Source organism: Hoyosella subflava DQS3-9A1 (assembly GCF_000214175.1).
Lineage (GTDB): Bacteria > Actinomycetota > Actinomycetes > Mycobacteriales > Mycobacteriaceae > Hoyosella > Hoyosella subflava.
On the sequence record NC_015564.1, the window covers coordinates 3591683 to 3605516 of the forward strand.

At 62.4% G+C, this 13834-nt stretch carries 13 protein-coding genes; 7 read left to right on the plus strand and 6 right to left on the minus strand.

The features are described 5' to 3' along the window. Positions 1-60 precede the first annotated feature (60 nt). The 3 genes from AS9A_RS16840 (at position 61) to AS9A_RS16850 (ending at position 6292) form a co-directional block, all read left to right on the plus strand. Positions 61-4614: an ATP-dependent helicase gene (locus AS9A_RS16840; RefSeq protein WP_013808308.1), complete on the plus strand. Its 4554-nt coding sequence runs from the start codon at positions 61-63 to the stop codon at positions 4612-4614. 3 nt (positions 4615-4617) lie between these two features. After that, a complete protein-coding gene (locus AS9A_RS16845; protein ID WP_013808309.1) occupies positions 4618-5430 on the plus strand; it encodes a DNA-formamidopyrimidine glycosylase family protein in 813 nt (270 codons plus the stop codon). 358 nt (positions 5431-5788) lie between these two features. After that, the gene (locus AS9A_RS16850; protein ID WP_013808310.1) at positions 5789-6292 is read left to right on the plus strand and encodes a hypothetical protein; all 504 of its coding nucleotides are present in this window, start codon (positions 5789-5791) and stop codon (positions 6290-6292) included. A 167-nt stretch (positions 6293-6459) separates the two neighbouring features. Here the strand turns inward: AS9A_RS16850 and AS9A_RS16855 are convergent, their stop codons facing one another. Both AS9A_RS16855 and AS9A_RS16860 read right to left on the minus strand, forming a co-directional pair. Further along, positions 6460-6705: a hypothetical protein gene (locus AS9A_RS16855; protein WP_013808311.1), complete on the minus strand. Its 246-nt coding sequence runs from the start codon at positions 6703-6705 to the stop codon at positions 6460-6462. Between the two features lie 154 nt (positions 6706-6859). Then, complete coding sequence (locus AS9A_RS16860; RefSeq protein WP_148262494.1) at positions 6860-7537, minus strand: hypothetical protein; 678 nt, start codon at positions 7535-7537, stop codon at positions 6860-6862. 240 nt (positions 7538-7777) lie between these two features. Here AS9A_RS16860 and AS9A_RS16865 point away from each other — a divergent pair, with 240 nt between their 5' ends. Beyond that, a complete protein-coding gene (locus AS9A_RS16865) occupies positions 7778-8305 on the plus strand; it encodes a hypothetical protein (RefSeq protein ID WP_013808313.1) in 528 nt (175 codons plus the stop codon). Further along, complete coding sequence (locus AS9A_RS16870; RefSeq protein ID WP_013808314.1) at positions 8299-8931, plus strand: RES family NAD+ phosphorylase; 633 nt, start codon at positions 8299-8301, stop codon at positions 8929-8931. Before AS9A_RS16865 ends, AS9A_RS16870 begins: the two co-directional genes overlap by 7 nt. A gap of 143 nt (positions 8932-9074) precedes the next feature. Here AS9A_RS16870 and AS9A_RS23900 read toward each other — a convergent pair whose 3' ends face one another. The 3 genes from AS9A_RS23900 to AS9A_RS24460 form a co-directional block, all read right to left on the minus strand. Beyond that, positions 9075-9323: a hypothetical protein gene (locus AS9A_RS23900; RefSeq protein ID WP_148262495.1), complete on the minus strand. Its 249-nt coding sequence runs from the start codon at positions 9321-9323 to the stop codon at positions 9075-9077. A 636-nt stretch (positions 9324-9959) separates the two neighbouring features. Beyond that, positions 9960-10394, minus strand: a complete 435-nt coding sequence (locus tag AS9A_RS24455) for a GIY-YIG nuclease family protein (RefSeq protein ID WP_049793769.1) — start codon at positions 10392-10394, stop codon at positions 9960-9962. A gap of 148 nt (positions 10395-10542) precedes the next feature. After that, positions 10543-10677: a DUF4041 domain-containing protein gene (locus AS9A_RS24460; RefSeq protein WP_237707829.1), complete on the minus strand. Its 135-nt coding sequence runs from the start codon at positions 10675-10677 to the stop codon at positions 10543-10545. A gap of 635 nt (positions 10678-11312) precedes the next feature. On the opposite strand from AS9A_RS24460, the gene AS9A_RS16890 reads away from it, so the two are divergent. Continuing rightward, positions 11313-11570, plus strand: a complete 258-nt coding sequence (locus AS9A_RS16890; RefSeq protein WP_237707964.1) for a hypothetical protein — start codon at positions 11313-11315, stop codon at positions 11568-11570. Between the two features lie 186 nt (positions 11571-11756). Beyond that, positions 11757-12149, plus strand: coding sequence for a site-specific integrase (locus tag AS9A_RS16895; RefSeq protein ID WP_013808318.1), 393 nt, complete (start codon positions 11757-11759; stop codon positions 12147-12149). A 415-nt stretch (positions 12150-12564) separates the two neighbouring features. Here AS9A_RS16895 and aztD read toward each other — a convergent pair whose 3' ends face one another. After that, positions 12565-13800 carry a zinc metallochaperone AztD gene (aztD, locus tag AS9A_RS16900; RefSeq protein WP_013808320.1) on the minus strand — a complete coding sequence of 412 codons (1236 nt, stop codon included), beginning with the start codon at positions 13798-13800 and terminating at the stop codon, positions 12565-12567. Between the last annotated feature and the right edge of the window lie 34 nt (positions 13801-13834).

Sequence of the window (13834 nt, forward strand, 5' to 3'; positions counted from 1 at the left end):
CATCCACCAGCGTCCGGCCGGACGGCAGAACTTGTCAGTGCTTCACGGCATGATGGAACCGTGAGCGCGCTCGAGAACTTCTCGCCCGCGACCCGTGAGTGGTTCCGCGGGTCGTTCGGTGCTCCTACCCCTGCGCAGGAGCAGGCGTGGGATGAGATCCGGCAGTGCAGCCACTCGCTCGTGGTCGCACCGACAGGATCGGGCAAGACGCTCGCCGCATTTTTGTGGGCGCTTGATCGCATCACCACAGAGGAAGATCGTGGCACTCGGATTGTCTACCTGTCTCCGTTGAAGGCGCTGGCGGTGGACGTGGAACGCAACCTGCGCTCACCACTCACTGGCATCGCGAACACGGCCCGCGTCAAGGGGTTGACACCGCCCAGTGTCACCGTCGGTGTGCGCACCGGTGACACTCCCAATGCGCAGCGGCAGGCGATGCTCCGCAACCCGCCCGACATCCTGATCACCACCCCTGAATCGCTGTTTTTGATGCTGACGTCGGCGGCGCGCGAAACCCTGGCAGGGGTCGAGACTGTGATCGTCGATGAAATCCATTCGATCGCGGACTCCAAGCGCGGAGCACACCTCGCACTCTCGCTGGAGCGTCTCGATGCGCTGCTGGAGAAGCCAGCCCAGCGGATCGGACTTTCCGCGACAGTGCGCCCGCGCGAGGAGGTGGCGCGTTTCCTGGCTGGTGCACGTCCGGTCAGCATCGTCGCGCCGCCCACTGAGAAGCTTTTTGACCTTCGGGTGTCTGTTCCTGTGGAGGACATGGCGAACGTGCCCGCGGCACCTGGGGGAACCGATTCCGACGCGAAGAATCTGTCTGCGAACTCCTTGTGGCCGCACGTCGAGGAGCAGCTCGCCGACCTCATCCTCGACCATCGGTCGTCGATCGTCTTCGCCAATTCCCGGCGCCTCGCGGAACGCCTGACCGCTCGGCTCAACGAGATTTACAGCGAGCGCCAGGGAACGGAACTGCCTTCGCAGACAAGGCCTCCCGCGGAGGTTATGGCGCAGGGAGGTTCAGTCCGCGAATCCCCCGCCGTGCTGGCGCGGGCACACCACGGCTCGGTCAGCAAAGAACAGCGGGCCCTGATCGAAGATGACCTGAAGACCGGGCGTCTGAGATGTGTCGTCGCGACCAGCAGCCTCGAACTCGGGATCGATATGGGGGCAGTAGATCTCGTCATCCAGGTCGAGTCCCCGCCCTCGGTTGCGAGTGGTTTGCAGCGCGTTGGGCGGGCCGGGCATCAGGTCGGTGAGATATCCCGGGGAATCCTCTTTCCGAAACACCGCGCGGACCTGCTGCATTGCGCGGTGACAGTCGAACGGATGCGGGAAGGCGCGATCGAAGCGATCAGAGTCCCCGCAAATCCGCTCGACGTGCTCGCGCAGCAAACCGTCGCGGCATGCGCACTTGAGCCCCTGGATGTGGAGCAATGGTTCCAGACCGTGCGGCGAACGGGGTCCTACAGTTCGCTGCCGCGTTCCGCATTCGACGCCACACTCGACCTGCTGGCCGGCAAGTATCCGTCCGATCAGTTCGCGGAGCTCCGGCCAAGGATTATCTGGGACCGGGATCATGGGGTGGTGACGGGCCGTCCCGGCGCGCAACGCCTCGCAGTCACATCTGGGGGAACCATCCCGGACCGGGGCATGTACCCGGTGTTCATGGTCGGTGAGAAGAACACCCGAGTCGGTGAACTCGACGAGGAAATGGTCTACGAATCCCGCGTAGGGGATGTTTTCGCGCTCGGTGCGACCAGCTGGCGGATCGAAGACATCACCCATGACCGCGTCTTGGTGACACCCGCGCCAGGCCAGTTCGGCCGATTGCCCTTCTGGATCGGAGACAGTCTGGGCAGGCCCTCCGAACTCGGTGCAGCATTAGGCGCGTTCATCAGGGACATCGCTGCGGATGACGAGTCCGTGCACGAGCGGCTCAGTGAATCTGGGCTCGACGATAACGCTGTGACCAACACCTTGTCGTTCATTCGCGAACAGCGTGACGCCACGTCAGTCGTCCCGTCGGACACCACCCTGCTGGTGGAGCGATTCCGCGATGAACTGGGTGACTGGCGCATCATTCTTCACTCCCCCTACGGCCTTCCCGTGCACGCACCGTGGGCGCTCGCCGTCAATGCGAGGATCCGGGAACGGTACGCACTCGACGGGGCCGCCGTCACGACAGACGACGCGGTTATAGTCCGGCTGCCTGATACCGAAGGCGAGCCACCCGGCGCGGACCTGTTCGCGTTCAGCCCCGACGAGATCGACGCGATCGTCACGGCGGAGATCGGCAGTTCCGCGCTTTTCGCGGCGCGGTTCCGTGAGTGCGCCGCGCGAGCGTTGCTACTCCCCCGGCGTGATCCAGGGAAGCGTTCACCGTTGTGGATGCAGCGGCAGCGATCCGCCCAACTCCTCGAGGTGGCACGCAGCTACCCCACATTCCCTATCGTCCTCGAAGCGGTCCGGGAGTGTCTGCAGGACGTTTACGACGTTCCCGGACTGGCGAAACTGCTCACCCAGGTGGAGCGGCGGCAAATACGCATCGTCGAAACCGAAACGAACACACCGTCTCCGTTCGCGGTGTCAGCGCTGTTCGGTTATACCGGCGCGTTCATCTATGAAGGCGACTCACCGCTCGCTGAGCGCAAGGCCGCGGCGCTCTCCCTCGATACGACGCTGCTCGCCGAACTTCTCGGCCGCCTGGAAATGCGTGACCTCCTCGACGGTGACGTCATTACCGATTACGAAGGGTATTTGCAGTGGCTGACGAGAAAGGCCGATAGCGCCGAAAAGCTCTCCGACATGCTACGCACCATCGGCCCGCTCACTACCTCGGAAATCGTGGAGCGCTGCACCGACGACCCCGCTGGCTGGCTGCGCGGGCTCGAAGAGAGCCGCCGCGCAATCGAAGTGGCCTTCGCAGGACGCACCTGGTGGGTGGTCGCCGAAGACGCCGGGAGGATGCGGGACGCGTTCGGTGCACCGCTACCCATCGGCATACCCGTGGCGTTCCTCGAGCCTGCTCCAGATGCCGTCACCGAACTCATTGCGCGTTACGCCAGATCCCACGGCCCGTTCACCTCCGCTGCGATCATGGCGCGGTTCGGACTGCCCTACGGACTTGTTGTCTCAGTACTGCGGTCCCTGGCTACCGATCGTCGCGTCGCTGAAGGCGAATTCCGGCCAGGCAACGATGGGGTCCCCGAATGGTGTGACATTGGCGTACTCGCTGTGCTGCGGCGCCGGTCGCTCGCGAAACTGCGCGACGCGATCGAACCAGTCAGCACCACTACGCTCGCTCGTTTCCTCCCCGGCTGGATGGGTGTCGGGTCGCACCTGGCGCGGGGGGCCGATGGTGTGCTGTCGACGATCGATCAGCTCGCCGGAGTGCCATTGCCCGCGTCCGCGATCGAGCCCCTGATTCTGGGGACCCGCGTTGCCGACTATTCGCCCGCTTTTCTGGACGAACTCACGTCGTCAGGTGAGGTGCTCTGGGCAGGTGCAGGGGCGCTGTCGACGCGGGACGGATGGATCAGTCTCCACCTCGCGGACACTGCCCCGGTGACCTTGCCGCAGATTCCGCCGAGCGACCTCTCCGCCGTTGCATTGAGAATCGAGGCCGTCCTGGTCCGCGGCGGAGGATACTTCTTCCGGGAACTAGCCGATTCCGTGGGCCGCGATCTCCTGGCAGACGGGGAAGAACCCCCGTCCGACAGTGCACTCGTAGACGGTTTGTGGGAGCTCGTCTGGGCGGGACGCGTCACCAACGACACGTTCTCGCCGGTGCGGGCCCGCATGTCGTCAGGACGCAGAGGCACCGCTGGTACCACTCACCGAACACGACAGGTGCCGTCCCGTACCCGCACCTTCCGTGCCGCGCGACTCCCCCGCACCGCACTTCCGACACGCTCGGGCCCCCCGACCGTGGCGGGCCGCTGGTCGCTGCTGCCAATGTCCGAACCCGACGTCACCGTGCGCGCCCACGGCATGTGTGAACAACTCCTCGCCCGCTACGGCATTGTCACGAAAAACGTTCTCACTGCGGAGCGCTCACCTGACCTCGGATTCACCGTCCTGTACAAAGTTTTCCGCGAACTCGAAGAACGCGGGCTGTGCCGCCGCGGTTACTTCGTCGAAACCCTGGGTGCCGCGCAATTCGCTACGTCAGCGGTCGTAGACCAACTGCGCAGCATCGGCGACCAAGATTCGGCCGGCACTGCCCTCGCGCTCGCTGCCGTGGACCCGGCGAACCCCTACGGTGCCGCGCTCCCCTGGCCTGACCCGCCAACAGGTGGCCATCGCGCCGGACGCAAAGCTGGCGCGCTCGTAGTGATGGTCGACGGCGCGCTGCAGGTCTACCTGGAACGCGGCGGCAAAACCGCGCTCGTGTATGGCGACGACCCCGCGACACTAGACGGCGCTGCGCGCGCCCTCGTCGGTATCGCACGCAGCGGTGCCCTCGACAAGCTGCTCATCGAAACGATAAACGGTGTGCCCGCGCCCGGAGCGGAGCACGCTGACGGTGCGGTTGGATTCTTCGCCCGGGCACTCAGTGAGAACGGGTTCGCCGTCGTTCCGCGCGGCTACCGGTACCGGCGGTGACCCGTGCCTGAGGGTGACACCGTTTACCGGGCAGCCACGAACCTGCGTGCCGCCCTCGACCAGAAGGTGCTTACACGCACACAGTTCCGGGTCGACAAGTACGCGAACCTCAACTTCGCGGGCCTGCGGATTTCGCGCGTATGGCCGCACGGCAAACACCTGTTCATACAGGCCGGCGACCACGTCATCCACTCCCACCTGAAAATGGAAGGTGCCTGGCACACCTACAAACCGGGCGAGAAATGGCGGAAACCTGGATGGCAGGCTCGCGTGGTCCTCGAGGCTGACGGCTCACAAGCGGTCGGCTTCTCCCTAGGAATCCTCAGCGTGCTGTCTGCCGCGGAAGCACCGTCCGTCACAGCGCACCTCGGACCCGACCTCCTCAGCGACAACTGGGATGCAGCGACCGCACGGGACAGAATCGGATCAGCACCTGAACGCGCGATAGGAATGGCGCTGCTCGACCAGCGCAACCTCGCAGGCATCGGCAACGTGTATCGAAGCGAACTGTGCTTCTTACGCGGCCTTGATCCCCTCACACCCACGTCGGAAGTCGCAGACCTTGACGGGCTGCTCGACCTCTCCCGGCGGATGCTGTGGGCTAACAAAGACCGAACCCAGCGGTGCACGACCGGGAATCTGCGGCGCGGTCAAGAACTCTGGGTGTACGGGCGAGAACGCAACCCCTGCAGGCGCTGCGGCACACTCATCGAACGACGCATCATCAGCGAATCTGGTTATCAGTCAATAAGTGTGCCGAATGCCGATGAGCGGCTCGTGTACGTGTGCCCGCGCTGCCAGCACGTGCGCAGCTGAAGCCGCGTTCGAGCGCACGATCTCCAAGCACTGCTACTGCGCGACGGAGACCTCGAGTCCATCGGCCCGAAGATCCTGGCCGCCGCTCGCCAATTTGCCGCGATCGGATGAGCGCAGAGAACGCATTCATTGACACACTGGCCGGCGCGGTGCACTGCGCGCGCCAGGTCGGCGCAGAGGTGCACCGTGTCGGGTACAAGCCCTCTCCGTGGGAATGGACTCCTTGGGAGTACGTCACCGAGGGAAGCTTTCACGGTCGCTGGGATGACCCGACGGCATTTGGCGCACGCTGTACACCGGTTCCACCAGGCTGGCCTGCTACCTGGAGGTTCTCGCGTTCGCTCGACCCAGTGCAGCCGTGATCGCTGACCTCGCTGACATTGTCGTCGACGGGCAGGATGACGATAACTTTCCCACGCTGGAACCAGGCCGGCTGCCTGCGTCGTGGTGCGATCCCCGCATGGCGGTCCGGGCTGCTCTCACAGGGTGGTTCGCAGTTCCGGGGCACCCCGAGTCCCTCGCGACTCTTCGAGCGCGGTTTCGCGTCACTGCGATACAGCTGGGCCTCGACGACCTCGATGGAGCCGCAATACGCGATGGAAGACCCCGCGCACTAACGCAGAAGATGTCCAGTTGGATCAACACATTGACGGGGCCGGATGGTGATCCGGTCGCCGGGGTCGAATTCGACTCCCGCCACGGAGACGGCTTACGCCTGTGGGTTATCTACGAGCAGCCTGACGATCCCGCAAACTCGCCGAAGCTCCTGCCGAGGAATTCAGGCGACGGCATCACCCGCGAAGACCCCGATCTTCAGACGGCGATGCGGATGCTGGGCCTCGTCTGGGATGCACAACGCTAATCCGCCGAGACGAGACAGGCGCCGCCAATTTCTACCGGCAGTCGAGCCGGAAAGGTGCGAATCCTGTTGCTGGACAGTAGATTATGAACACGCTACGACTTACTGGTAACCCTGCATATTCGATTCTGCATTTATTCGCCGCATGAACTACCGACGTGTCGGATCTTTCAGGGTTTGGCGGATTCGCGTGGGCGGTGACATGTCGGGTTCCGCAAGGCCCACAAGGTGGCTACGCCGAGTACGGGTATCAGCCAGATCGTGGCTGCCCAGAATGTGCGACGAGGTCGGCTGAGATGGGTTTCCGAGAGCGCCGCTGTGGCAGCAACACTGGCTGCGATCCATCCGATCGTGCATGCAAGGATCGTGAGGCCGAGCGCTGCCGCGGTGAACAGGAAGGTCCCGAAACCGGGCATGCAGTCTGTCTGGCCGGAATTCACTCAATCGCTAATGCCTGCCTCAGCCAGCACCAGCACATCCACGTTGCTCACCGTACTGCTTCGTTAGCCTCCGAGAAGCTTTTGGCCCGGTACGGGCCCGTCGAGGTCGATGGTCGGCGAGGGGTACCGATTACTTGTGCTCCCAGATCTGGATCAGATACGTCTCATCGGTGACGTTTGTGGGCCAGCCGCGGTTTTCCAGGCGCCCGTTGATGTGGATTCTCACTTGGTAGGTCCCGGGCTTATAAGTGAGGGGCTCGCTGATACCGGGGAAGCGTGTTGCCATGCCCGTCCAGAGGTAGAGGTCGCCGGTTGTGGAGGTGACATGGGTGTCAAATACCTCTTGCCATCCTGTTTCAGGCTGTGCCGGCGGGGCGGGCAGAGTTTCGACGGTGACCGAGATTTCACCGTATTGCGCGCCGGCGCAGACAAAGATGATCTTTCCGTCCGAGGCCGGGGCGCTGCAGTCGTCCGGGAGCAACGGAAACCGCGGCAACGCGGTGGGCTCGTCCATGATCGTGAAGTGTCCATCCGATTCGCCTCCATCGCGCTGAACGTTCCTGCCTTCCGTCTTGCGCTCCGAATGTTCAGTAGCCATTGGTGTGGTGGCGGACTGTTCGGCTTCGCTTGGGGTGTGTGCGCATCCGGCCGTCACCGCCGCGGCGACAGCGAGTCCCGCGACCCATGCTGTGAGCGCCTGGTCGGATAGCCGCGGGTGCAAGCGAGAGGCGGACTGTGAACAGAGGTCACCGAGTGCTTTCACGCTTGAGGCGAGCGGGCTGCAAGTATCCAAGTGGGATCGAGTCATATGCGCAATGATGGCTAACCGTTTCGGTGATGTCAGCGGCGGGCGGGGTAGTTCGACCATGGCTGGGCGGCGAGTTCGGCGGGTGTTTCTGGGTGCTCTCTCTGAGCATTTGCGCCACCTTCTCAGCGACCACGCCTGCTTACGCGTGACGCCTATGACGTCTCGGGCGCCGCTTCGCCCGACGATTCGCACGTAGTATCCTGTTCGTATGAACCGTGGGATTCGAATCGGAGGTGAAACGTGGCTACCACTAGACATCAGAACACTGGTCCTGAAGAGATCCTCGGCCGTTCTGTCCGCAACGCCATGCGTTCCATCCGGGCGCTTGGGCCAGCAATGCATGCAATCAAAGAACCAACATCACCACAGCTAGCGCGCGCGGTACAGGCGACAGAGAATAAGTGGCGGGCCATCGACGCCGAGTTTGAGTTGCTCACCAGCCGCGACGTCGCCGCAGCTCTAGGTTCCCGGTCCTCCAGCCCCCGCGGCTTCACCGCAGATCAGCGCAAAGCAGGGAAGCTCCTGGCGATCCGCTGGGGCAACCAGTACCGATATCCTGGCTTCCAGATCCGTGACGGCCATGTCCTCCCGGTGATCCAGCAGCTCATCAGCCTCGCAGACGATAGCGAATGGTCGCCAGAAAGCCTCACGATGTGGCTGTGCACGCCCACAGGATGGCTCAGCGACAAGCGTCCTGTGGATCTGCTCAACGGCGATCCAAATGCCATCCTTGATGCTGCAAGGTCGGAGTTCACCACCGAATGGTGACGCATGTACCCGAGCCCCCGCATCAGTTCACCGCCCAGGCGGTCGATCTTGAACCAGGAACAGTCCTGTACCGCGTTTACACCAACAGGCGGCCAAGTCCAGTTGAGTTCAACCCAGGCAGGGGGCCAGGCGGGCGGTTTTCCTTCTTTGGCACTCCCGCGGTGCCCGTCCTCTACGCGGCAGCGACTGAGGTCGCTGCAGTTTGCGAGACACTCTTGCACAGCATTCCCGTAACGGGCGGGGCGCTACTGCCCGAGCAATATCTCGATAAGGTCGCCGCCAGGATCCGGGTTCAGCGTCCGCTGCGGCTTGCGTCGTTTCTTGGAACTGGTTTGCGTGCGTTACGCATCGAGGCCTCCCAACTCACCGATACTCCGGCCAGCGAATACCCGCGTACCCGCCGCTGGGCCGAAATAGCGCACCAAGCAGGATTTGACGGCGTCGCCTGGATGTCCAAGCGCTGCAACAGTGACCGCGCCTATGTTCTGTTCGGAGACCGGATCTGCCCAGACGATCTGGCCATAGACACCGGCTATGCCCGGGTCTTCGCAGCCGGTACCGATCTGGACTGGCTCATCGACCTCTGCTCGGGCATGCACATCGATGTGCATGCCCCGCACACCTGACACCTACCTCCATCGGTTTATCGCGTTTCCCATGAGTGCCAGAGATCCAGCGAGTGTCACCAGGATCAGCCGCCAGAGCGCTCTGGCGACTGCTGGCTCGTACTCCGACAGGCTTCCGGCCCGGCCGTCGAAGGAGGGATCGTTCAGGGCCGTGAGAAGTTCTTCGATCGGGCCGCGCAGCTCGATGCAGTGAACTGTTCCGCGAGCGCCCCGACGTTCGCGTCGAGCGCCAACCGGAAGGAACGCAGCACGGATTCGCTTGTCAGGTGTTCCCACGTAGTTGTCATCGACGCGGCCAGCGCTGGATCGAGCCCTGGACGCCAGATACTGCCCCAGTCGATTTTCCCTATTTCAGGCAGCTGCGGGAAAACGCTCCGTGTCCAGTCACTCATGTTGGGAAGTAGCGCGTTCGCTAGCGCGGCGGTGTGCTGCTCAAACGAGTCGGCTCATAGAGCTGGGTTAGCGCGGGTGAAGTCGGTAAACGACGGCAAGGAAAACTTGTGTGGTGCGGCGTCAAACTGGGTGATCGTCCGGATGGTCTCGCGCTGCCTCCAGGAGGATTCCACGGCTGTTAGTGCGGAGCAATCGAAACAGCGGAATGCCTTGGCGTGTAGTCGTTCGATGTCATGGTGGCTCCTCCCTGCTGGCACCGGAGGCCACAGCAGAAAGCACCGGGGCAGACCCTGCACATCCCCTCCCACCATTAGATCACCGGGCTACGACACCAGCGGTTACCTGCATCAACGTCATGTCCCTGCACAAGGACGCGGCGAGGGAGGCTGCCGGTGTCGGCGAGATGACCGAGCCACGCAGCGAATCGTCCGATCGGGCGCTGACTTTCGGGTGATGCCAGGCGCTCCGGGTCAGTGGCAGCCCCGGCTCCTGGCGAGCTCCTGCGGATCGGCCAGCGCTTCTGTCTCGTCAGCCCGACGTGTTCGCTTCAGCAAGTTTGGAGCTGATGCGGGACTCGTCTGCATCGGGTTCCATATTGAATTCAACAACTGCGACGTTGTGCTGGCGTAGGACATCTAGGACTTCTTGGGGGTTACGTAGAAGAACTCACGGCGGTTGTTCACCCGGTTCACACGTTTGTGCGCGAACTCGCGGTGCAACATAGCCTCAATTTCCACGGCGCCTTCGGCGAAGAAGGGTGCGTGAACATCGAAGTTGAACGGCACCGAAGCATAGCTTAGTTCCCGAACCCTCTCGATAGGTTCGAGGCGTCGCGTTAACCCGATTTTGAACATCCTTTCGCCGAACGAGCCCAGGTTTGAGATGACGTAGACATAGCCTGCGCGCAAGTTCGCTTTCCGGTAGCCGACGTCTGTTATTGCCCGCTCAACATCGGCAAGCTTCGCGCGCAGTGCGGTGGCCGCACTTTCGTCGCCGCGAGCTTCAAGTGCTCGCAGTGTGTTTAGGTAGTGTTGTTTCTCCTTCTCGAGACGGTCGCGCTCGCGCTGCAATTCCGCTTCCGCCTCCTGCTGTTCCCGAAGCTCTGCCTTGCGTTCCGTTGTGCCTCCTTCTCGGCTCGAAGCGTGTCCATGTGCCGTGTAGCGAGTTCGAGTTCGCGCAATCGGGGGCCGTGGTAGTGCGGGGTGACCTGAAGGCTGATCATCTGGCGTTGCGCTCGATCTGAGCGACGATTCTGTCCAGGCGTTTTCGGGCTACTTCGAGCTTGCCTGCCTTCACGCTCTTGATGCAGTTCACGGCTTCTGCGTTGTATGCGGCGAGCTTGGTTTTCGACATGTCCCTGACGAACCTGCGGCCTTTGTGTGTGTCAACCTGATTCGGCACCATGTCACGGTTTGATCCAGGTCCACAAGGAGCCATAGTTCATGTGCTGGGCGGTGGGGTCCTGTCTTAGAGCACCCGCTCCTGAGCGGTTCACTGCAGTGCCCCCGAGATGAAGCCACTTGTTAAGTGCTGCTGGCCACAGTGGAGGCGTAGTACTGTGCGACATGGCGTCGCTATCGATCCTCGTCCTAGTGGGGCTGCTAGTGTTTGGTGGGTACTGGCTTAACCGGATACGTCCTGATCGGAGAACCGGATTCCCATGGTTCTGGGTGGCGTTATCCTTTCACTGGTGTCTGCACCGTGATCTCGGTGGGGCTGCTTGTTGACTTATCTCGGGTTTTTGGCATTCCGATCACATCTGGATGGAACCTATTGAATCCTCCCACTTCGCCGTCAGGTCAGTTTCTAACTAACGAACACCTTCACCAGGTGACCAGCTCACCGTGGTGGCTTTGGGTGTTTCCAGCGATGGCGACCGCAGGAGTTGCAATCTGCATTTGGCTTTGGCATAAGAGGCGCGCTTAACAGCTCTTGGGGGAAGGATATTGGCCTGGACTGAATGCTTCCAGAAGTTCTTCGTGAAGGAGATGGATGATTTCACCTCGCGGCCGCGTTGGCTTCCGGGGATAAACGTCTTCGACTGGTACGACGAGGGCTACGAAATTATTGAAGAGCTTCGTGCCCACTTCCCCGACGTACATGTCAAGCCTGAATTTGCACAGTACGTTTTTTCGGTTAACGAACGTCGAGAAAGCGCTGGACTTTCGCCAATCAGCCTTCCCAACGAGCCCAAACCGGGACATATAAGCATCTCTGATGTCCTGCACCCCAAGGGCCTGGAATAGTCGGCAGCCCTGGACCGGCAGTGACGGTCTCCGCGTTTCTTCGACTGTCCCGGAATCGGACTTGACAACCGGGGGTGCCTGCGGCTTCCTGCTCACTGAGAACGTCATCCCCGGCAACCCGATGCAGGCCGTCTCTCGCCCGAAAACCGCGAAAACCCTGCCGCGGTCGCTGCCGATGACGCCGTCGTGCGCCTGGTCTCCACGCTCGCGGAAAGCGAACAGGTGCGGGCGGACGACTGGCCGGAACGCGACTTCGCGATCGTCGCCCTCACCCTGTTATGCGGGCTGCGCTCCGCCGAACTCCTCGCGCTTGACATCCGTGACCACCAGCCGCATCCAGACACCGCAGGTGAGTTACGGATTCATGCGTGCGGCAAAGGCCGCAAAGACCGCACCGTGCGCACCTCTCCCCCGCTCACCGCGATCCTCGAGGACTACCTCAGCACCCGCACCATCAGAGTTGGCGCGACCCGCAGAGCCTTAGCTGATGCACCCGTGTGGGCGCGGTTCAAGGCGAGTGATCCGATGTTTGTGAATCTGGACGGTGCGCGACTGACGCAGGGCACGCTGCAGTACTAAGCGCGACTGTTTCCGCAAGTACGTCACCGACAACAAGCTCGTCCTGCCGGTACGTTTCGATCTCACGCCTGACACTATCCACATCCAAAACGCAGCCACAGGAGCTTTCGAGGCACACGCAAGTTGTGGTTCGCTGACTTGCCTGTTCGCCCGGCGCCCACGCAGCGATGCGCCGTGGGATCTGCGGTGGGGCAGCACAGTTCACAGGTGGTCGACCCAGGAAACGACTGGGCGATAACAGTTCACGGTGCCGTACTCGACGATGACTCACTCACCGAGTTGCAGCGCCTACTTCACCCCGGCGAAGAGGTGGTTTCGCCTTGACACTCAACCGTTACTGTCCCTGCACCCTCGACGGCAATTACAACGACGGCGCCTGCAGGAAATGCAGGCGCCGTCGGGAATCTAGGGTCAACTACCCTGTCGTGAACGCGATCTCGTTCGGTGTCTGGTCGAGCTCTGCCGAATAGATGATTTCGCCGGTGGTCACATCGAACGCGTGGATCGTGTTCGCCGCAGGCTCGGTGATGTAAGCGATGTCGCCGTCCACCACGATCGCGGGGTGCGGGTTCTGCCACTGATCGGGGCCTTCCCACGCTTCGATGACTGCGAAGGATTCGGTGATCTCGCCGCTTGCAGGGTCAAGAACGTGGACCGACCCGTCTGTCGCGAGGATCAACGCCTCATCTTGCGGCCCGCGCGCGATTCCGCGCCATGTGTACTCGACACCGTCGGGCAGCTCGATGACCTCGAGCGTGCGTGCCTCGGTGTCCACTAGGACAACCTTTTGCAGGAGGTAACCTTCCGCATCGGGGTCGTCTTTGTAGTCGCCCACCATGACCGGGCTGGTCTCGGTGACGTACGCGTTGCCGATGCGGCCGTACTCATCGGGAGCGTCGACCTTGTGGATTTCGCCGTTGTCGTAGATGAGCACGCCATCTTCACAACCGAACACGACGACCTCGTTCTGCAGGGTGCCTTCGCCGTGCAATCCTGGGCACTCGTCACTCGATGCGACCTCGTTACGGTCGGCGTCGAGCACCCGGATGCCGGTGCGGCCATCATCGTCACCGACGCTTGTGATCAGTGTGTCGTCCTCGAGAACAACGGACACACCGTGGTGGGCGTCGACACCGGGCACAACCTCAGCGTCGGGCAGCTCGCCGTCCACAGCGAGCAGGTCTTCGGTGTTGAAGATCATCGTGTCACTGGTGGCATCGTCGTAAAGGACGGTGCGGCCTGCGTGGCGGACCACGTGGGCAGCCGAGTCAGCCTCGATGACAAGGTCGGTCAATTCCGGCGTTGAGGCGTCAAGGAGCTGGAAGCCCTCGGACGTTGTGACAAACACGTGGCGACCGTCCCCCGCGGAGTTCAAGCGAGTGAACTCCTCCGAGTCGAAATCGCCGAGGACGTCGAATGTCGTGGCATCAAGGACGAGCACGCCGCCTTCGTACGTCAGCGTGACGCGTGGCCCTGGTGGCGCAGGCTCCACCGTGCCGGTGGCACCCGCAGCGTCGGCAGTGCCAGTGTCATTGCCACCAGCTGTGTCAGGAGACGCCTCGTTTGAGGAGCATCCGGACAGGGCAAGCACGCCGCTGAGCGATGCTGCCGCGGCAGCGAGTGCACCGCGCGAGAGGGAGTGGTGTTTCATTTTTTCCTTCCTGATTCTGGGTGTCAGGTTTGTG